Origin of the sequence: Streptomyces sp. SCSIO 30461 (assembly GCF_037023745.1) — a bacterium.
Classification (GTDB): domain Bacteria; phylum Actinomycetota; class Actinomycetes; order Streptomycetales; family Streptomycetaceae; genus Streptomyces.
This window is the reverse complement of sequence record NZ_CP146101.1, coordinates 1,763,274-1,782,648: the sequence shown is the minus strand read 5'-3', so window position 1 is coordinate 1,782,648 and position 19,375 is coordinate 1,763,274. Positions and strand designations below refer to the sequence as shown.

Genomic DNA, 19,375 nt, shown 5'->3' with positions numbered 1-19,375 from the left:
ATCCGTCGGATACGGGCAGGGCGAGACCCGGCAGATGGGGAAGGCAGGGGTTCTGACCGGGCTACTCGTTCATGCTCGCCCGGGTTCCGCTCCATTTGATCCGTCCCTGGGGCTGGACCGACGTACCGCATTGGGTGTAGCGCGTCTGCGTGCTCCTCTCCCCCGAGGCGTAGATCCGGGGATGGATGTACGCCGCATTCTGTCCCTTCCGCGAACCGGTGCCCGTCAGCCGGTCGCCGGCCGTCACGTTCCGCAGGACCGCACCGGAGACTCTGCTGCTCAATTCGCTGCGGGGTGCGGCTGGGTCCGCGATGATCGTTCCTGAGGTCGCTTCCCTGTCGACCACCCGTTGATCACGACTCGATACGCGCCCTAGAAGCCCGGAGGCTCCGTGTAGGTCCCCCACTCGTCCCGCAGCGCGTCGCAGATCTCGCCGAGTGTGGCCTCGGCGCGCACCGCGTCGAGCATGGGCTCGATCATGTTGGAGCCGTCGCGGGCAGCGGCCAGCATGGCCGCCAGGGCCGACTTCACACGGTCGTCGTCGCGCCTGGCCTTGCGGTCGGCGAGGATACGGACCTGCTCGCGCTCGACCTCGTGGCTGACCCGGAGGATCTCCAGGTCACCGGTGACCGAACCGTGGTGCACATTGACGCCGACGACGCGCTTCTCGCCCTTCTCCAGCGCCTGCTGGTACCGGAACGCGGACTCGGCGATCTCGCCGGTGAACCAGCCGTCCTCGATGCCGCGCAGGATGCCCGAGGTGATGGGCCCGATGGGGTGCTTGCCGTCCGGGTGGGCGCGCAGTCCGCGCTCCTTGATCTGGTCGAAGATCTTCTCGGCGTCGGCCTCGATGCGGTCGGTGAGCTGCTCCACGTACCAGGAGCCGCCCAGCGGGTCGGCCACGTTGGCGACGCCGGTCTCCTCCATCAGCACCTGCTGGGTGCGCAGGGCGATCTCCGCGGCCTGCTCGGACGGCAGGGCGAGGGTCTCGTCCAGGGCGTTGGTGTGCAGCGAGTTGGTGCCGCCGAGCACGGCCGCGAGCGCCTCGACGGCGGTGCGGACGACGTTGTTGTACGGCTGCTGGGCGGTCAGCGAGACACCGGCGGTCTGGGTGTGGAAGCGGAGCCACTGCGCCTTGTCGGTCTTGGCCCCGTAGACCTCCTTCATCCAGCGGGCCCAGATGCGGCGGGCGGCGCGGAACTTGGCGATCTCCTCGAAGAAGTCGACATGCGCGTCGAAGAAGAAGGAGAGGCCGGGGCCGAAGACATCGACGTCCAGGCCCCGGCTGAGGCCGAGCTCGACGTATCCGAAACCGTCCGCGAGGGTGTACGCCAGCTCCTGCGCGGCTGTCGCGCCCGCCTCGCGAATGTGGTAGCCGGAGACGGACAGCGGCTTGTACGCGGGGATGCCGCGGGCGCAGTACTCCATCAGGTCGCCGATCAGGCGCAGATGGGGCTCGGGCTCGAAGAGCCATTCCTTCTGGGCGATGTACTCCTTGAAGATGTCGGTCTGGAGCGTGCCGTTGAGCACGCCCGGGTCGACACCCTGCCGCTCGGCGGCGACGAGGTACATGCAGAAGGCCGGGACCGCCGGGCCGCTGATGGTCATCGAGGTGGTGACGTCACCGAGCGGGATGTCCTTGAAGAGGACCTCCATGTCGGCGGCGGAGTCGATGGCGACACCGCAGTGGCCGACCTCGCCGAGCGAGCGGGAGTCGTCGGAGTCGCGGCCCATGAGGGTGGGCATGTCGAAGGCGACGCTGAGCCCGCCGCCTCCGGCGGCCAGGATCATCTTGTACCGCTCGTTGGTCTGCTCGGCGTTGCCGAAGCCGGCGAACTGTCGGATCGTCCAGGTGCGGCCGCGGTAGCCGGTCGGGTACAGACCCCGGGTGAAGGGGTACTCCCCCGGCCAGCCGATCCGGTCGAAGCCCTCGTAGGTGTCACCGGGCCGGGGCCCGTAGGCGGGCTCGACCGGATCACCGGAGAGCGTGGTGAAGTCGGCGTCCCGCTTCTTCGCGGAGTCGTACCGGGCCTGCCAGCGGCGGCGGCCCTCATCGATGGCGTCAGCGTCCATACCTTCGAATTTACTAGGACGTCCTAGTAAATGTCGATGGGGGGCCGCCGTACGAGCGTACGGCGGCCCTGGAGCCCGCGTCGACCGCCCGTGGGCGACACACTCGGTCGCGGGCCGACTACACCTTGACGGGAGTCGGCGAGGCGCCCGTGATCAGCGGCTCGACCTCACGGGCGACGTTGCGCTCCACGAAGAAGGCGGCACCCGGGATCGTGCCGGAGAGCAGCACCCACAGCAGCTTGCCGAACGGCCACTTGGCCTTGGAGCCCAGGTCGAAGGCGAAGATCAGATAGATGATGTAGAGGATGCCGTGGACCTGGGAGACCGCGAAGGTGACGTCCTCACCCATGTCGAAGCCGTACTTGAAGACCATGCAGGTGCACAGCACCAGCAGCATGACGGCGGTGACGTAGGCCATCACCCGGTAGCGGGTCAGCACGCTCTTTTTCATGGCGCCGAGGGTATCCGTCCGCTTTGGGTGATCTTCCAGCGGGTCGGGAGACCTGCGTCACGCCCGCCGGTGGCTCACTTCTCGTCGAAGTCGTGCGCGGCGACCCGCAGCGGGCGCAGCAGCGCGAAGATCTCCGCGCACTCCTCGGCGTCGTACGTGCCGAGCCCGAAGTCCATCGACATCAGCTCCCGGGTCGCCGCCTCGACCACCTCGCGGCCCTTCGCGGTGATGGAGGCGAGCGTGCCCCGGCCGTCGTTGGGGTTGGGCCGCTTGTCGACCAGGCCGGACCTGACCAGACGGTCGACGGTGTTGGTCACGGATGTCGGGTGCACCATCAGCCGCTCGCCGATCTTGGACATCGGCAGCTCACCGGACTTGGAGAAGGTGAGCAGCACCAGCGCCTCGTAGCGGGCGAAGGTCAGTCCGTACGGCTTGACCACCGAGTCCACCTCGGCGAGCAGGATCTGGTGCGCCCGCATGATCGAGGTGATCGCGGCCATGGAGGGCACAGGGCCCCAGCGCTGCTGCCAGAGCTCGTCGGCTCGGGCGATGGGGTCGAAGGGGAGGCTGAGCGGCTTCGGCACGGCACCGACCTTACCCACTGGTCATATGCTGGTCAGCCCCGTCTCGGACTTCGGTACCCGATCTTCCGCAGCCTGAGGGCGAGCACCGCCACACAGCCGGCTCCCACCGCCCCGAACCAGGCGACCGCGCGGTGGACGGGAACGAACTCCGCCACCACGCCCGCCGCGGCCATGCCAAGGCCCTGGAGCGTCATCATTCCGGCCGTCAGCAGCGTCATCGCGCGGCCGCGCAGCTCTTCGGGCACGGCGGCCACGTACCACTGGTCGAGACCGAGGCTGTAAGCGGAGCCCAGCCCGGCCAGCAGCAGCACAAGCACGGCGAGCGGCAGCCCCGGGCGCACCGTGTACACCAGCAGGGGCAGCAGCGAGCACACGGCGAGCGGCAGCACGGACCGGGATCGGACCGCGCCGCTCAGGGCCGAACCGGCGAGCAGCTCGCCGGCGATATGGCCCACCGGCAGCGCGCACATCAGCAGTCCGAGCGCGGCGCCCCCGGCGCCGATCCGGTCGGCGTACGGGGCGGCCAGCGCCTCCGGAGCGACGGCGAACATCGGCGGCACCCAGAACATCAGGGTGAGCAGCCGCAACCGGCGGTCCCGGAACACCAGACGGGCACCTTCGAGGGACTCCCGGAGCAGCGTGCCGCCCCCCGAGCCCATCCGCGCGGGCCTGCGGCCCGTCCCGAACCGCAGCAGGGCCGCCGAGCCGAGGAACGTCACGGCGGTGATCGCGATGGCGCCCCGGGCCGGCACCAGGGTCAGCAGCACGCCCCCGATCCCGAACCCGACGAGCTGGGCGCTCTGCGCCACGATCCGCACCAGCGAACGGCCGAGCACGAAGCGCTCCCCGTGCCCGAGGATGTCGGCCAGGGTCGCCATCCGCGTCCCGTTGAACACGGGTGCCACGGCGGCGACCGCGCAGCGCAGCGCGAGCAGCGCCGCGACGGGGGTCGAGGGCAACACCATCAGTGCGACGCACCCCGCGCACACCAGGTCGCAGACCACCAGCACCCGCCGGGCGGGGTAGCGGTCCGCTACGCCCGCGAGCAATGTGCCGCCGACGAGGTACGGGAGGAAGCCGAGGGCGAAGGTGAGGGCGCTCAGCAGCGGCGACCCGGTGAGGTCGTAGACGAGCACGGTCAACGCGATCTCGCTGATCACGACCCCGAGGAGGGAGAGCGCGTGCGCGGCGAACACCGCCCGGAACTCGGCGACGACGAAGACGTCGCGGTAGCCGATGGCCGGGCCCGGCGGAGCAGGGGCAGTGGCGGGCGAAAGCTGGTCGGTCATGATCGCAGCCTGCCGCCGGACCACCGCGGGCCCTAGACTTTCGCCTGGAAACGAATCTTGCGGGCTCACGGACAGGGGGAGATGGGGTGCCCTTCACACTCCACTTCGGCGAGGCCGATCTCCTGCGCTGCCGGTTCGCGCTGTCACCGCTCTGGGAGACCCAGGAGGCGGTGCGCACCCTCGCCCGTCCCGAACGCCACGGCTACCACCTGCCGTGGCTGCGCCGGCTGCGCGAAGCCCGGGTGGCCGAGGAACTCGACTTCACACCGCTCCAGATCCTCATGCCACACCGGGGCCACAACCCGGACTGCCTCTACCCGCCTCCCATCGGCCCGGCGGCCACCTTCGACGAGGAGATCGCGCGGGTCAGGGCCACCGACCCCGAGTCGGCTCGCGACGATCTGGCGTACGCCCTCGCGGACGCCGGCACATCGGACCGCCCCGAGGCACGGGCGATGCTCGCGGACCCGGCGCGCGCCGTACGGGAACTGGCCGACCTGATCGAGCGCGCCTGGAACACCCTGATCGCCCCGGACTGGCCCCGTCTGCGGGCCCTGCTCGAAGCGGACATCGCGTACCACTCACGGCGGCTGGCGGATGTGGGCCTCGAAGGGCTGCTGCGGGAGCTGCACCCGCGACTGGAGTGGGACGGGACCTCCACCCTGACCCTCGCCAAGACCGACGACCACCGCCGCGACCTGGACGGCGCGGGTCTGGTGCTGATGCCCAGCGTCTTCTCCTGGCCGGACCTCGTCAGCGGCTTCGACCCGCCCTGGCAACCGACCCTCGTCTACCCCGCCCGCGGCATCGCCGGTCTCTGGGCGGCTCCGTCCAGCCGCACCCCCGAGACACTGGCCCGCCTTCTCGGCAGGGTGCGCGCCGAGGTCCTCTGCGCCCTGGACGACCCGACCGGCACCACAACCCTGGCCCACCGCCTGGGCCTCGCGCCGTCGAGCGTCTCGGCGCATCTGTCGGTGCTCAGGGACGCGGGCTTGCTGCGCTCACGCCGCTACGGCCACCAGGTGCTGTACGAGCGCACGCCGCTGGGCATCGCACTGGCGACGGAAGGGGCCCGCCCGGACGACACGTGACCGCGATCCGAGTTCGCCGCCGGCACCAAGGGATCGCCTTCACTCAGGCATGGTTCTCGGGGTCCGGGACCCGCGCCCTCCCCCACAGCTCCTCGCTGTGCTCGCTGAACCGATCGAACATGCCTCCGCCGCCATGTCGGCGCAGATGCAGGAGTGGGGAGTCGTGGCCCACGAGCCGTGCGAGATGCGGCGTCACGAGCGCGTCATCGTCAAACCGGAACACGGAGAGGCCCACATGGTTGATGGCGTCCAAGGGAGCAGAGAAACGCGTCTCCACGCCGTGCCGGGGCCCGAGACGGTCGAGGTGCTCCAAGGTGATCCTGATCCGCGTGGAAACGGACAGCGCCACGTCCTCGATCGTCTCCCGCTGGCGCGTCACCTCCCCTTCCGGGTCCCCGAGCAGGAAGCGCACCCGGCACCCGGACTCGGCCTTGCGCCGGACGGTGTCTGCGAAGTGGGGCACCTGCGTCCAGAGGAAGTAGTTCGTATACCCGGCGAGGAACAGCTCGGCGTCCGCCGACTCGACCAGCTCCGTCCAGACCGTCGACGGGCACGCGGACCGGTAGGGATAACTGCGGACCAGCTCACGGTCGGTTCCGGTCTTCACCCGCTCCTGTACGCCCTTGGGCCACAACATCTCTTCGTCCACTCCCAACGCCCGGCAGGCATCTGCTCGGTTTCTCGCGTGTGGTGTGAGATCACGATTGCCGAGCCATCGTTCCACCTGCTTCGCGGACACCCCCACCCGGTAGGCGAGTTGACGGACGGACAATCCGGCGTCGTCCATGGCCAAACGAAGCGCATCGTTCACGTCAACCCTCGCACTCCGGCCTTTTGGGCTTTCTTCGAACCCTAGCGCTCTGACGTCCCAACTGTCCGCAATACGGGGCAAGATACGTCCCCGAGGGTGGGCCAGGCTCGCGCCATGACCAAACCCACTGGCTACAGCGCTCCCCCGGTTGACCTTCCGTCGCGACAGGAACCGGACCCCGACCCAGTCGAAGAGTGCGCCGGATGTTCCGAGCTCGCCGCCGTCCGCGACCGTGCCCGCGCCGGGGGCGACATGACCACCGTGACCGACTGCAACGTCCACTTGCGGCGACACCCTGAGGGGCACCAGTGAGCACCCGGAGCGGTGTGCGCGGCCGGGCGGACACCGGACCGCCCCTGTTGACACTGCGTGTGTCCCGGGACAACGGGCGCACCTGGGAACCCGAGACGGTCATCCGGAGGACGGACGACCTTCCGCCGTTGATGTCCCGCGCGTGGCCACCATGCGAGTGCCCGCGCTGCGGGTGACGCGCTTAGCCATGCGGCTGGCGACCGCAACGCCCCGGAGAGCGGCCAAGCTCCCGGCACAGGCCGGGAGCTTGGCCACCCATACGGCGCTCACGGCAGAGACGGCAGGTCAGGCCGAGAGGTGCCGCTCCACCGTCTCGACCTTCGACGTCAGTCCGTCGGTCACTCCGGGGCGGATGTCCGCCTTCAGGACCAGCGACACCCGCGGTGACCGCTCCTCCACCGCGGCGACGGCACGCTTGACGACGTCCATCACCTCGTCCCAGTCGCCCTCGATCGAGGTGAACATCGCGTCGGTGCGGTTGGGCAGTCCGGACTCCCGGACGACGCGCACGGCGTCCGCGACGTACTCGCCGACGTCCTCGCCGACACCGAGCGGGGTCACGGAGAAGGCGACGATCATGCCTTGACCGCGCTCTCGCGGCGGGCGCGGGAGGCGATCACCGCGGCCTCGGCCTCGCGCTTCAGCTTGCGGTCGGCGACGAAGCCGCCGAAGGGCAGCACGGAAAGGACGAAGTACAGGGCGGCCGTGCCGATGCTCCACCGGGTGCGGTTCCAAGCGTCCAGCCAGAAGAGCACGTAGAGGACGAACAGCAGGCCGTGGACCGCGCCCATGACCGGGACCGCGTTGAACTCCGTCGTGCGCTTGAGCACCGAGCAGACGAGCAGCAGCAGGAACGAAACGGCCTCCGGGGCGGAGACGAGGCGGAGGCGGTGGAGGGAGGCGGCGGTCTTGATGTCCACGTGAGGCACCTTCGATGGAGGGGGTCGAGCGTCGACGCGCCTTGTGAATGGGCGCACAAGCTCGCTCATTGTGACATCGCTCTTTTCCCGATCTTTACCCGGGTGGACTCAGGGGAGGGTCAGGGGAAGACCAGGGTCAGGTTCATTCCAGGGGGCCTGTCCGGGAACGTACCCCGCCGAGTACCTTCACTCCGTGGCAATGTTCCGACTTCAAGGCAGCAAGGTGCTGGCCGTCGACATGACCGGGGACGCCGTCAAGGCCAAGAACGGCTCGATGGTCGCCTACGACGGCCAGATGGCATTCAAGAAACTGTCCGGTGGCGGTGAGGGCATCCGCGGCATGGTGACCCGCCGGCTGACCGGTGAGCAGATGACCATGATGGAGGTGAAGGGTCAGGGCACCTGCTATTTCGCCGATCGCGCGTCCGAGATCAATCTCGTCTCGCTGCACGGCGACAAGCTGTACGTCGAGTCCAGCAATCTGCTCTGCACGGACGGCGGACTGCGCACCGGCACCAGCTTCACCGGTCTGCGCGGCGGCGCGACGGGGAACGGGCTGTTCACTACCACCGTCGAGGGCACCGGCCAGGCAGCGATCATGTCGGACGGCCCGGCGGTCGTGCTGAGGGTGAGCCCGCAGTACCCGCTGTCCGTCGACCCGGGGGCGTACATCGCCCACCAGGGCAACGTGCAGCAGAGTTTCCAGTCCGGGGTCACCTTCCGCACCCTGCTGGGCGAGGGCGGCGGGGAGGCGTTCCAGATCCGGTTCGAAGGCGACGGACTCGTGTACGTGCAGCCGAGCGAGCGGAACACCATCGGGGGTGATGTGTGATGCCGTTCCGTGAGGTCAACTCCAAGATGGTCGAGGCGCAGCTCGTTCCCGGCCAGAAGATGTACAGCCAGCGCGGCGCGATGCTCGCGTACAGGGGCCAGGTGTCGTTCACCCCGAACATGTCGGGTGGCCAGGGCGGTCTGATGTCGATGATCGGGCGGCGGGTGGCCAACGAGACGACACCGCTGATGACGGTCGAGGTTCCCCTCGGGCCCGGCGGCCCTGGGGAGACCCCATCGGGGACCGTGTTGTTCGGCCACGGCGGGCATCATGTGCAGGTCATCAACCTGACCGGGGAGACCTTGTACGTGGAGGCCGACCGGCTGCTCGCCTTCGACGGGACGCTCGAGCAGGGCACGATGTTCATGGGCTCGCAGGGCGGGGTCATGGGCATGGTGCGCGGCCAGGTCACCGGCCAGGGGCTGTTCACCACCACCCTGAAAGGACACGGCGCGGTCGCGGTGATGGCGCACGGCGGGGTGATCGAGCTGCCGATCACCCCGAGCCGCCCCATCCATGTGGACCCGCAGGCGTATGTCGCCCACCACGGCGATGTGCGCAACAAGCTCTCCACCGCGCTGGGCTGGCGCGACATGGTGGGGCGCGGCTCGGGCGAGGCGTTCCAGCTGGAGCTGAGCGGCAGTGGCGCGGTCTACGTCCAGGCGTCGGAGGAGAAGCTGTGAGCAACCCTGGATGGGGCGCCCCCGGGACACCCGGGCCCCAGGCCCTGGACCCGATGACCCTCCCGAGTGATGACAACGTCAACGCGTACACCTTCTGTGTAGAGCTCAAGGGCTCCCAGTGGCTCCTGCAGAAGGGCAAGATGATCGCCTACTACGGGCAGATCGAGTTCAACGGCATCGGCCACGGCAGGCTGGACCGGCTCATGCGGACCAGCTTCCACTCCCCGCTGCACGCGAGCGACTGGGTGGTGGCCGAGGGCAGCGGCAAGATGCTGCTCGCCGACCGGGCGTTCGATGTGAACTCCTTCGACCTGGACGACGGCAATCTGACCATCCGGTCGGGGAACCTGCTGGCCTACCAGCCCTCGCTCGCGCTCAAGCAGTCCATCGTGCCGGGCTTCCTCACTCTGATCGGCACCGGCAAGTTCGTCGCCGCGTCGAACGGTCCCGTCGTGTTCATGGAGCCGCCGATCCGGGTTGACCCGCAGGCCCTGGTGGGCTGGGCGGACTGCCCGTCCCCCTGCCACCACTACGACCACGGCTATATGAGCGGGGTCATGGGCGGGCTGCGGCAGCTGGCCGGGATCGGCGGAGCGTCCGGCGAGGAGCACCAGTTCGAGTTCGTCGGCGCGGGCACGGTGCTGCTGCAGTCGACCGAGGCGCTGATGCCGGAACAGGCCACCGGGATGGTGCCCCACGCCGACGGCGTACCGGGCGGAGGCCACGGGAGCCATGGGCAGCCTGGCCAACACGGCTCGTCACCGCGCCTTCCCGGCCAGCTTGGGGACCTCCAAAGGCGCTTTGGGCTGTGAACGGTAGTCTGCGGAGTGTGATGTCGAACGTCTGCACCCGCGCCGGGGAAGCCCGGGTGTCCGAGGTCACACTCCCAGACTTCGTACGGATTTCAACTTCTTAGGGTTAGTATCCATATATGGAGACCGAAACTGCCGCCCGCTGGCTGACCGACGCGGAGCAGTGCGCCTGGCGCACCTATCTGGATGTCAACAGGCTTCTGACATACCAGTTGGAGAAGGACCTTCAGCCCTTCGGCCTGACCATCAACGACTACGAGATCCTCGTCAACCTCTCGGAGTCCGACGACCTGCGGATGCGGATGAGCGACCTGGCCGCCGCCACGCTCCAGTCCAAGAGCCGCCTCTCCCACCAGATCACCCGCATGGAGAACGCGGGCCTGGTCCGCCGGGAGAACTGCGAGTCCGACCGGCGCGGGCTGTTCGCCGTGCTCACCGACCACGGCATGGAGACCATGCGCAAGGTGGCTCCGCACCACGTCGAGTCCGTGCGGCAGCACTTCATCGACCTGCTGTCCCCCGAGGCCCTGGCAGACCTCCGGGCGTCGCTGACACCGGTCGCCGAGCACCTGCGCGGGCGCCGCGGCAAGGTGTGAGTCCGAAGCGGCCCGACCCGTTCATCGGCGGCGGCCGAAGTGCCGCGGCAGTCGCTCAGTCGTCGCCGAAGCCGCGGAACGTTCCTGAGGCATCGGCCATGTCGGCGAATTCGCCGAAGTCCATGTTGGCGATGCTCAGGTTCGCCGACATGCCGGGAACCCACCGGGCTGGGATCCTGAACGTCCGACCCGGCTCGTCCGCCAGGTCAACGGCGAGCAGCGGATGCGAGGTATCCGCCATCGTGACCGCATCCGCCAGGAAGACATGGAAGACCCGGGCGTCTTCCGCCGCGGCGGCGTCCTCCCCCACCAGGGCCTCGACGGCCGCCCCGGCGTAGCGCGGGTCGCTGACATACGTGGCGTACGGCCCGTCCGCGTCGAGTGCGGCCCGGACCGCCGCCCAGGCGTCGTCGTCCTCGAAGTCGGTGCGCAGTACCAGCGAGGTCAGGTCGTCGGGTGCGGGAAGCGTCATGGCGGTGATCCTCCCAGCGCGCCCGGTCGGCACCGGCGCCGGCTAGGAGTCGATCAGCCCCGCCACCAGCTCGTCCGCAGCCGCGTACGGGTCCGTCTCGCCCGCCACGATACGGGCGGCAAGGGCGTCGAGGCGGCGGTCGCCGTGCAGGTCGCCGATGCGTTCGCGGAGGCGGGTGACGGCGATGGTCTCCACCTCGTGGGCGGCGCGGCGGGTGCGCCGCTCGGTGAGGACGCCGCGCTCCTCCATCCAGGCACGGTGCTTCTCCAAGGCCTCGACGACCTCGTCGACACCCTGCCCCCGTGCCGCGACCGTCTTCACGATCGGCGGCCGCCAGGTGCCCGGTCCACGGGACTCGCCGAGGCCGAGCATGTGGTTGAGCTCGCGGGCGGTGGCGTCGGCGCCGTCGCGGTCCGCCTTGTTGACCACATACACATCACCGATCTCCAGGATGCCCGCCTTGGCGGCCTGGATCCCGTCGCCCATACCGGGCGCGAGCAGCACCACGGAGGTGTCGGCCTGCGAGGCGATCTCCACCTCCGACTGACCGACACCCACGGTCTCGACCAGCACCACATCGCAGCCCGCCGCGTCCAGCACCCGGATGGCCTGCGGTGCGGCCCAGGCGAGGCCGCCGAGATGGCCGCGGGTGGCCATCGAGCGGATGTAGACGCCCGGGTCCGACGCGTGGTCCGACATCCGGACCCGGTCGCCCAGCAGCGCTCCCCCGCTGAACGGCGAGGACGGGTCGACGGCCAGCACGCCGACCCGCTTCCCCGCCTTCCGGTACGCCGTCACCAGCGCGGAGGTGGACGTCGACTTGCCGACCCCCGGCGAACCGGTCAGCCCCACCACATACGCGCCGCCGGTCAACGGAGCGAGCTCCGCCATGACCTCGCGGAGCTGGGGGGCCGCTCCCTCGACGAGTGAGATCAGCCGGGCCACGGCCCGCGGCCGGCCTTCCCTCGCCTGGGCGACCAGCTCGGGGACGTCCACCATCACGCTGCTCCGTTCGACGGTCGGGACTCGATGATCTCGTCGATCTCGATGACCCGATGGTTAGCTGACCGGCTCGACGGTCACTTGGCCGGGACGCGCACGATCAGCGCATCGCCCTGGCCGCCGCCGCCGCACAGTGCCGCCGCACCGACACCGCCGCCGCGCCGCTTCAGTTCGAGCGCCAGGTGGAGCACGATCCGGGCGCCGGACATACCGATCGGGTGGCCCAGCGCGATCGCGCCGCCATTGACGTTCACCTTTTCCGGGGACACGCCGAGGTCCTTCATCGACTGCACGGAGACCGCGGCGAACGCCTCGTTGATCTCGATGAGGTCGAGGTCGGAGACCTCCAGGCCGTCCTTCTCCAGCGCGTGCTTGATCGCGTTGGACGGCTGCGACTGGAGCGAGTTGTCCGGGCCGGCCACATTGCCGTGGGCGCCGATCTCGGCGATCCACTCCAGGCCCAGCTCCTGGGCCTTGGCCTTGCTCATCACCACGACCGCCGCGGCGCCGTCGGAGATCTGCGAGGAGGTACCGGCCGTGATCGTGCCGTCCTTGGCGAAGGCCGGACGCAGCTTGCCGAGCGACTCCGCGGTGGTCTCGGCGCGGATGCCCTCGTCCTTGCTGAAGAGCACCGGCTCGCCCTTGCGCTGCGGGATCTCCACCGGGGTGATCTCAGCCTCGAAGAGGCCGTTCTTCTGCGCGGCGGCGGCCCGCTGGTGGGACAGCGCGGCGACCTCGTCCTGCTCCGGACGGGCGATGCCGAGGCGGGTGTTGTGCTTCTCCGTGGACTCGCCCATGGCGATGTCCTCGAAGGCGTCGGTGAGACCGTCGTAGGCCATCGCGTCGAGCATCTCGACCGCGCCGTACTTGTAACCGTCGCGGGACTTCGGCAGCAGGTGCGGGGCGTTGGTCATGGACTCCTGGCCACCGGCGACGACCACGTCGAACTCACCGGCGCGGATGAGCTGGTCCGCGAGGGCGATCGCGTCGAGTCCGGAGAGGCACACCTTGTTGATGGTGAGCGCCGGGACGTTCATCGGGATACCGGCCTTGACGGCCGCCTGGCGGGCCGGGATCTGACCCGCGCCGGCCTGGAGGACCTGCCCCATGATCACGTACTGGACCTGGTCGCCTCCGATCCCGGCCCGGTCGAGCGCCGCCTTGATCGCGAAACCGCCCAGATCGGCGCCGGAGAAGGACTTGAGGGAGCCGAGCAGCCGCCCCATGGGGGTGCGGGCGCCGGCGACGATCACGGATGTGGTGCTGTTCGTTCCGGACATGAGATGAGCATCCCCTTCCAGCGCAGCGGCTGAGGAGTGAACGAGGGTTTACTCGAACTGTACTGAGGCGTTCGCATCCCGGTCATCGGTCGACCGGTGTGATGGCGCGCACGTTGCGTAACCATCACACGGGCGCTCCACTGGAGCCATGCTGACGCGAATCGACCACATCGGGATCGCCTGTTTCGACCTCGACAAGACCGTTGAGTTCTACAAGGCCACCTACGGTTTCGAGGTCTTCCACACCGAGGTCAACGAGGAGCAGGGCGTCCGCGAGGCCATGCTCAAGATCAACGAGACCTCGGACGGCGGAGCCTCCTACCTCCAGCTGCTGGAGCCCACCCGCGAGGACTCGGCGGTCGGGAAGTGGCTGGCCAAGAACGGTGAGGGTGTGCACCACATCGCCTTCGGCACCGCGGACGTGGACGGCGCCGCCGACGACATCCGCGGCAAGGGCGTACGCGTGCTGTACGACGAGCCGCGCATCGGCTCGATGGGGTCCCGCATCACCTTCCTGCACCCCAAGGACTGCCACGGAGTCCTGACCGAGCTCGTCACCTCGGCCGACCCGTCATCCTCGGAGCACTGACCTCCGGATTCCCGGCCCGGTAGAGTGGGCGGCTCCGGGCCGGGGCCGGAGCGGAGCCGTGTCACAGCGCTGTCCGCGGGCGATGTTCGATCTGCCACCATGTCCCCGGGGGGCCGTTCGCCGTGGAACGGTGCTCGTCTGTACAGAGTTGCGACCAGGGGACGGATGGGACGGCGCAGTGCGGGGCTACGAACGCCAGGAGAGCCACCGAGCTGACGACGACCATCTCTCGCGGTTCGAAGCCGAGATGGACCGGCTGCGGACGGAGCGGGAGAAGGCCGTCCAGCACGCCGAGGACCTCGGGTACCAGGTCGAGGTGCTGCGTGCGAAGCTGCACGAGGCGCGCCGTACGCTCGCGACGCGTCCCGCGTACGACAGCGCGGACATGGGCTACCAGGCCGAGCAGCTGCTCCGCAACGCCCAGATCCAGGCCGACCAGCTGCGCTCGGACGCCGAGCGGGAGCTGAGGGAGGCCCGGGCGCAGACCCAGCGCATCCTCCAGGAGCATGCCGAGCACCAGGCGCGCCTCCAGGCCGAGCTGCACGCCGAGGCCAACCAGCGCCGCCAGCGCCTCGACCAGGAGCTGGCCGAGCGCCGCCAGACCGTCGAAGCCCATGTCAACGAGAACGTGGCATGGGCCGAGCAGCTGCGTGCCCGCAGCGAGGCCCAGGCCCGCCGGCTGCTCGACGAGTCCCGTGCCGAGGCCGAGCAGAAGCTGGCCGCCGCACGCACCGAGGCGACCCGGGTCGCCGAGGAGAGCCGCCAGCGGATGTCGTCCCAGGCGGAGTCGGCTCGCGGCGAGGCCGAGGCGATCCTGCTGCGGGCACGCAAGGACGCCGAGCGGCTGCTGAACGCCGCCTCGACCCAGGCGCAGGAGGCCACCAGCCACGCGGAGCGACTGCGTACGTCCAGCGCGGCCGAGTCCGACCAGGTCCGCCAGCAGGCCACTGAACTCGGCCGGGCCGCCGAACAGCGGATGCAGGAGGCCGAGGAGAAGCTTCGCGAGGCGCGCGCCGAGGCCGAGAGGCTCGTCGCGGAGGCCAAGGAGTCGGCGGCCAAGGCGCTGGCGGGCGCCGAGTCGGCCAGCGAGCAGCGGACCCGTACCGCGAAATCGGAGGTCGCCCGGCTGGTGGCCCAGGCCACCAAGGAGGCCGAGACTCTCAAGGGCGAAGCCGAGCAGGCGCTCGCGGACGCCCGCGCCGAGGCGGAGAAGGTCCTCGCGGAGGCCGGCGAAAAGGCACGTACCGTCGCCGCCGAGGACTCCGCGGCCCAGCTCGCGAAGGCCGCCCGTACCGCGGAGGAGGTCCTGAACAAGGCCTCCGAGGAAGCCAAGGCGACCACCCGGAAGGCCTCGGAGGAAGCCGAGCGGATCCGCAGGGAAGCCGAGTCGGAGGCCGACCGGCTGCGCTCCGAGGCCCATGACACGGTCGAGGAGCTCAAGGGTGCCGCCAAGGACGACACCAAGGAGTACCGCGCCAAGACGGTCGAGCTCCAGGAGGAGGCACGGCGGCTGCGCGGTGAGGCGGAGCAGCTGCGGTCGGAGTCGGTCGCCGAGGGCGAGCAGATCCGCAGCGAGGCACGCCGCGACGCCGTTCAGCAGATCGAGGAAGCGGCCAGGTCCGCCGAGGAGCTGCTGACGAAGGCGAAGGCGGACGCGGACGAGTTGCGCTCGGGGGCGACCTCCGACAGCGAGCGGGTCCGTACCGAGGCCATCGAGCGCGCCACCACCCTGCGCCGGCAGGCGGAGGAGACGCTGGAACGCACCCGCGCGGAGGCGGACCGCCTGCGCACGGAGGCCGAAGAGCAGGCCGACGAGATGAAGGCCGCCGCCGAGCGGGCCGCCGCCGAGGTCCGCGAGGAGGCGGCCCGCGCCGCCGTCACGCGCCGCCGGGAGGCGGACGAGGAGCTGACCCGGCTGCACTCCGAGGCGCAGACCCGCGCCGAGGCCGCCGAGCAGGCGCTTTCCGAGGCCCGGGTGGAGGCGGAGCAGCTGCGCCGGGAGACCGCGGAGGAGACGGAGCGGCTGCGTGCCGAGGCCGCCGAGCGGATCCGCACCCTCCAGGAGCAGGCCGAGCAGGAGGCCGAACGGCTGCGCACCGAGGCCGCGTCCGACGCGTCCGCCTCGCGCGCCGAAGGCGAGTCGGTGGCGGTGCGGCTGCGCACCGAGGCCGTCACCGAGGCCGAGCGGCTGTCGTCGGAGGCGCAGGAGACAGCCGACCGGCTGCGCACCGAGGCGGCTGCCGCCGCCGAGCGGGTCGGCCAGGAGGCCACGGAGGCGCTGGCCGCCGCGCAGGAGGAGGCCTCCCGGCGCCGCCGGGAGGCCGAGGAGATCCTCAGCGGTGCCCGCTCGGAGGCCGACCAGGAGCGGGAGCTGGCTCGCGAGCAGAGCGAGGAACTGCTCGCCGCCGCCCGCAAGCGGGTCGAGGAGGCGCAGGCCGAGGCGCAGCGGCTGGTAGAGGACGCGGACCGGCGGGCCACCGAGATGGTCACGGCAGCCGAGCAGACCGCGCAGCAGGTGCGGGATTCCGTGTCCGGGCTGCAGGAGCAGGCCGAGCAGGAGATCGCCGGGCTGCGCAGCGTCGCCGAGCACTCTGCCGAACGTACGAGGACCGAGGCGCAGGAGGAGGCCGACCGGGTCCGAGCGGACGCGTACGCGGAGCGGGAGCGTGCCGCCGAGGACGCGGGGCGGGTCCGTGCCCGCGCCGCCGAGGAGGCGGAGGCCGCCAAGGCGCTCGCCGAGCGGACCATGGCCGACGCGATCGCGGAGAGCGACCGGCTGCGCGCGGACACGTCCGAGTACGTCCAGCGGATGCGTACGGAGGCGTCGGACGCGGTGGCCTCGGCCGAGCAGGACGCCTCGCGTACCCGCGCGGACGCCCGTGAGGACGCCAACCGCATCCGTTCCGAGGCCGCGGCCCAGGCGGACCGGCTGATCGGCGAGGCCTCGAACGAGGCCGACCGGCTCACCACCGAGGCCGCCGAACTGCTGTCGGTCACCGAGGAGGACGCGGCACGGCTGCGCACCGAGGCGGAACAGGCCAAGGCCGAGGGCGAAGCCATGGCCGAGGAGCTGCGCGCCGCGGCCCGGGCGGACGGTGAGCAGGTGCTGGACGAGGCCCGCAAGGCCGCGGACAGGCGCCGCGCCGACGCGGCCGAGCAGGCGGACCAACTGGTCGCCGAGGCGACCGCGGAGGCTGACCGGATCAGGGCCGAGGCCGTGGAGACCGTGGGCTCCGCCCAGCAGGCCGCCGACCGTATCCGAGCCGAGGCCAAGCAACTGCACGCGGAGGCCGAGAGCGCGGCCGAGCAGCTGCGTACGAAGGCCGAAGAGGAGGCGGACCGCGTCCTGGACGAGGCGCGCCGCGACGCGGCGAAGCGGCGCTCGGACGCCGCCGGGCAGGCCGACCAGCTCATCGGCAAGGCGCAGGAGGAGGCGCTGCGCGCCACCACCGAGGCCGAGGAGCAGGCAGACACCATGGTGGGCGCCGCCCGCAAGGAGGCCGACCGACTGGTGGCCGCGGCCAGGGTCGAGGGCAACGGCCTGGTGGAGAAGGCCCGTACGGACGCCGACGAGCTGCTCGTGGGCGCCCGCAGGGACTCGACCGCCATCAGGGAGCGCGCGGAGGAGCTGCGCACCCGGGTCGAGGGCGAGGTCGAGGAGCTGCACGAGCGGGCCCGAAGGGAGGCCGCCGAGCAGCTGAAGTCCGCCGGCGAGCGGGCGGACCAGCTGGTCAAGGCGGCGACCGAGCAGCAGGATGAGGCCGCGGCGAAGGCCAAGGAGTTGATCTCGGAGGCCAATTCGGAGGCCGGCAAGGTGCGGATCGCCGCGGTGAAGAAGGCCGAGGCGTTGCTGAAGGAAGCCGAGCAGAAGAAGGCCGAGCTGACCCGGGAGGCCGAGGCCGTCAAGGCGGAGGCGGACCGGGAGGCCGACCGGTTGGTCGCGGACGGCAAGCGGGAGCTCGACGTCCTGGTGCGTCGGCGGGAAGACATCCAGGCGGAGATCACCCGGGTGCAGGACGTGCTGGAGGCGCTGGAGTCGTTCGAGGCGCCCGCTGGTGGCAAGGGCGGTGCGGGGAAGGCCTCCCCTGGCGGATCCGGCGGCGCCGTGAAGGCGGGTGCGTCGGCCGGGGGCACGCGTGCGAACGGCAAGCCGTCCGAGAGTTGAGCCGAGCCGGCGCGCGACGTCGTTCGGCCGCCGGGCGTGGCGTGCCGCTACTGCCCCGCAACATGGCATTGGCCCTGGCGCACAGGCCGGGCCGGGCCCGGCCGCAGACCCTCCGGGCCACGGCTGACGATTTTCGGCCATGTTCGATGGACCGGCCGGGAATCAGCGGCGCTCCCGTGCCCCAGGGGCCGGCGCCCGACCGCAGGTCAACGGGGGCCGGGCAGCGTTCCATTCACCGGACGCCGCGGCCTTCGGCGAATCCATACCGTCACGGCACTATCCACTCAAAAGGCTGGACATTCTCCATACCAAACGGGCATCTGCCCGGTGACACGCCGCTTGGGCCCCTAGGATTCCCTCTAACACCTCACCGGTCTCATTCGACAGGAACCCCATGAGCGACACTTCCTCCCCCTTCGGCTTCGAGCTCGTGCGGCGTGGGTACGACCGCGGTCAGGTGGATGACCGCATTACCAAACTCGTCGCCGACCGTGACAGCGCTCTCGCGCGGATCACGTCTCTGGAAAAGCGCATCGAGGAGCTGCACCTCGAAACGCAGAATGCACAGACCCAGGTCAACGACGCGGAGCCGTCGTACGCAGGGCTCGGGGCGCGCGTCGAGAAGATCCTCCGGCTGGCCGAGGAGGAGGCGAAGGACCTGCGCGAGGAGGCCCGTCGCGCCTCCGAGCAGCACCGCGAGCTCGCCGAGTCGGCCGCCCAGCAGGTGCGCAACGACGCGGAGGCGTTCGCCTCCGACCGCAAGCAGAAGGCCGAGGACGAGGGCGTACGGATCGTCGAGAAGGCCCAGAGCGAGGCCAACTCGCTGCGCGCCGACGCCCAGAAGGACGCGCAGTCCAAGCGCGAGGAGGCGGACGCGCTCTTCGAGGAGACCCGCGCGAAGGCCGCGCAGGCCGCCGCGGACTTCGAGACGAACCTCGCGAAGCGCCGTGAGCAGTCCGAGCGGGACCTGGCCTCGCGTCAGGCGAAGGCGGAGAAGCGCCTCGCCGAGATCGAGCACCGCGCCGAGCAGTTGCGTCTGGAGGCGGAGAAGCTGCGTACGGACGCCGAGCGCCGGGCCCGCCAGACGGTGGAGACCGCGCAGCGGCAGGCCGAGGACATCGTGGCGGACGCGAACGCGAAGGCGGACCGTATCCGCAGCGAATCGGAGCGCGAGCTGGCGGCACTGACGAACCGTCGCGACTCCATCAACGCGCAGCTGACCAACGTCCGCGAGATGCTGGCGACGCTGACCGGTGCGGCGGTCGCGGCGACCGGTGCGCCGGACGACGAGCCGGTCTCACGCGGCGTTCCGGCTCAGCAGACGCGCTGACGCCGACTCCCGAAGCCGCGTTCCGGGCGGCTTGGAGTCAGGCCCGGCTGTGAGTTCCGCCCGTGCCCGGTGCCCCTTCTGGG

General features: G+C 70.5%; 19 protein-coding genes. 9 read left to right on the top strand and 10 right to left on the bottom strand.

Annotated elements, in window-relative coordinates; genetic code table 11:
- Nucleotides 1-372: 372 nt before the first annotated feature.
- The 4 genes from V1460_RS08155 to V1460_RS08140 all read right to left on the bottom strand — a co-directional run bounded on the left by V1460_RS08155 (nt 373) and on the right by V1460_RS08140 (nt 4,397).
- Nucleotides 373-2,073 carry a methylmalonyl-CoA mutase family protein gene (locus V1460_RS08155; RefSeq protein ID WP_338673030.1) on the bottom strand — a complete coding sequence of 567 codons (1,701 nt, stop codon included), beginning with the start codon at nt 2,071-2,073 and terminating at the stop codon, nt 373-375.
- A gap of 118 nt (nt 2,074-2,191) precedes the next feature.
- The gene (locus V1460_RS08150) at nt 2,192-2,524 is read right to left on the bottom strand and encodes a DUF3817 domain-containing protein (RefSeq protein WP_338673028.1); all 333 of its coding nucleotides are present in this window, start codon (nt 2,522-2,524) and stop codon (nt 2,192-2,194) included.
- Nucleotides 2,525-2,598: 74 nt separating this feature from the next.
- On the bottom strand, nt 2,599-3,108 hold the full coding sequence (locus tag V1460_RS08145; protein ID WP_338677961.1) for a MarR family transcriptional regulator: 510 nt from the start codon (nt 3,106-3,108) through the stop codon (nt 2,599-2,601).
- Nucleotides 3,109-3,140: 32 nt separating this feature from the next.
- Entirely contained in the window at nt 3,141-4,397 is a 1,257-nt protein-coding gene (locus tag V1460_RS08140) for an MFS transporter (RefSeq protein ID WP_338673027.1), read from the bottom strand.
- A gap of 86 nt (nt 4,398-4,483) precedes the next feature.
- Here V1460_RS08140 and V1460_RS08135 point away from each other — a divergent pair, with 86 nt between their 5' ends.
- Complete coding sequence (locus V1460_RS08135; protein ID WP_338673026.1) at nt 4,484-5,488, top strand: DUF5937 family protein; 1,005 nt, start codon at nt 4,484-4,486, stop codon at nt 5,486-5,488.
- Between the two features lie 43 nt (nt 5,489-5,531).
- On the opposite strand, the gene V1460_RS08130 is transcribed toward V1460_RS08135, so the two are convergent.
- Nucleotides 5,532-6,275: an XRE family transcriptional regulator gene (locus V1460_RS08130; protein ID WP_338673025.1), complete on the bottom strand. Its 744-nt coding sequence runs from the start codon at nt 6,273-6,275 to the stop codon at nt 5,532-5,534.
- Nucleotides 6,276-6,413: 138 nt separating this feature from the next.
- Between V1460_RS08130 and V1460_RS08125 the strand changes: the two genes are divergently transcribed.
- Nucleotides 6,414-6,611, top strand: a complete 198-nt coding sequence (locus tag V1460_RS08125) for a hypothetical protein (RefSeq protein ID WP_338673024.1) — start codon at nt 6,414-6,416, stop codon at nt 6,609-6,611.
- Between the two features lie 285 nt (nt 6,612-6,896).
- On the opposite strand, the gene V1460_RS08120 is transcribed toward V1460_RS08125, so the two are convergent.
- Both V1460_RS08120 and V1460_RS08115 read right to left on the bottom strand, forming a co-directional pair.
- A complete protein-coding gene (locus V1460_RS08120; RefSeq protein ID WP_338673023.1) occupies nt 6,897-7,190 on the bottom strand; it encodes an MTH1187 family thiamine-binding protein in 294 nt (97 codons plus the stop codon).
- The gene (locus V1460_RS08115; protein ID WP_338673022.1) at nt 7,187-7,531 is read right to left on the bottom strand and encodes a DUF3817 domain-containing protein; all 345 of its coding nucleotides are present in this window, start codon (nt 7,529-7,531) and stop codon (nt 7,187-7,189) included. The genes V1460_RS08120 and V1460_RS08115 overlap by 4 nt, the downstream gene beginning before the upstream one ends.
- A gap of 199 nt (nt 7,532-7,730) precedes the next feature.
- Here V1460_RS08115 and V1460_RS08110 point away from each other — a divergent pair, with 199 nt between their 5' ends.
- From V1460_RS08110 to V1460_RS08095, 4 genes are all read left to right on the top strand, one after another.
- A complete protein-coding gene (locus V1460_RS08110) occupies nt 7,731-8,363 on the top strand; it encodes an AIM24 family protein (protein WP_338677959.1) in 633 nt (210 codons plus the stop codon).
- The gene (locus tag V1460_RS08105; RefSeq protein ID WP_338673021.1) at nt 8,363-9,046 is read left to right on the top strand and encodes an AIM24 family protein; all 684 of its coding nucleotides are present in this window, start codon (nt 8,363-8,365) and stop codon (nt 9,044-9,046) included. The genes V1460_RS08110 and V1460_RS08105 overlap by 1 nt, the downstream gene beginning before the upstream one ends.
- 53 nt (nt 9,047-9,099) lie before the next feature.
- Entirely contained in the window at nt 9,100-9,858 is a 759-nt protein-coding gene (locus tag V1460_RS08100; RefSeq protein WP_338677958.1) for an AIM24 family protein, read from the top strand.
- A gap of 119 nt (nt 9,859-9,977) precedes the next feature.
- Nucleotides 9,978-10,454, top strand: a complete 477-nt coding sequence (locus V1460_RS08095) for a MarR family transcriptional regulator (RefSeq protein ID WP_338673020.1) — start codon at nt 9,978-9,980, stop codon at nt 10,452-10,454.
- Nucleotides 10,455-10,509: 55 nt separating this feature from the next.
- On the opposite strand, the gene V1460_RS08090 is transcribed toward V1460_RS08095, so the two are convergent.
- From V1460_RS08090 to V1460_RS08080, 3 genes are all read right to left on the bottom strand, one after another.
- Nucleotides 10,510-10,926 (bottom strand): DUF6924 domain-containing protein, encoded by a 417-nt coding sequence (locus tag V1460_RS08090; protein ID WP_338673019.1) that lies wholly within the window; start codon nt 10,924-10,926, stop codon nt 10,510-10,512.
- Nucleotides 10,927-10,968: 42 nt separating this feature from the next.
- The gene (gene meaB, locus V1460_RS08085; protein ID WP_338673018.1) at nt 10,969-11,925 is read right to left on the bottom strand and encodes a methylmalonyl Co-A mutase-associated GTPase MeaB; all 957 of its coding nucleotides are present in this window, start codon (nt 11,923-11,925) and stop codon (nt 10,969-10,971) included.
- An 80-nt stretch (nt 11,926-12,005) separates the two neighbouring features.
- Nucleotides 12,006-13,208: an acetyl-CoA C-acetyltransferase gene (locus tag V1460_RS08080; RefSeq protein ID WP_338673017.1), complete on the bottom strand. Its 1,203-nt coding sequence runs from the start codon at nt 13,206-13,208 to the stop codon at nt 12,006-12,008.
- A gap of 148 nt (nt 13,209-13,356) precedes the next feature.
- Here V1460_RS08080 and mce point away from each other — a divergent pair, with 148 nt between their 5' ends.
- The 3 genes from mce (at nt 13,357) to V1460_RS08065 (ending at nt 19,292) form a co-directional block, all read left to right on the top strand.
- Entirely contained in the window at nt 13,357-13,797 is a 441-nt protein-coding gene (gene mce, locus V1460_RS08075; protein WP_338673016.1) for a methylmalonyl-CoA epimerase, read from the top strand.
- Between the two features lie 178 nt (nt 13,798-13,975).
- Nucleotides 13,976-17,962 (top strand): polarized growth protein Scy, encoded by a 3,987-nt coding sequence (gene scy / locus V1460_RS08070; RefSeq protein ID WP_338673015.1) that lies wholly within the window; start codon nt 13,976-13,978, stop codon nt 17,960-17,962.
- Nucleotides 17,963-18,356: 394 nt separating this feature from the next.
- Nucleotides 18,357-19,292 (top strand): cellulose-binding protein, encoded by a 936-nt coding sequence (locus V1460_RS08065; protein ID WP_338673014.1) that lies wholly within the window; start codon nt 18,357-18,359, stop codon nt 19,290-19,292.
- Nucleotides 19,293-19,375 lie beyond the last annotated feature (83 nt).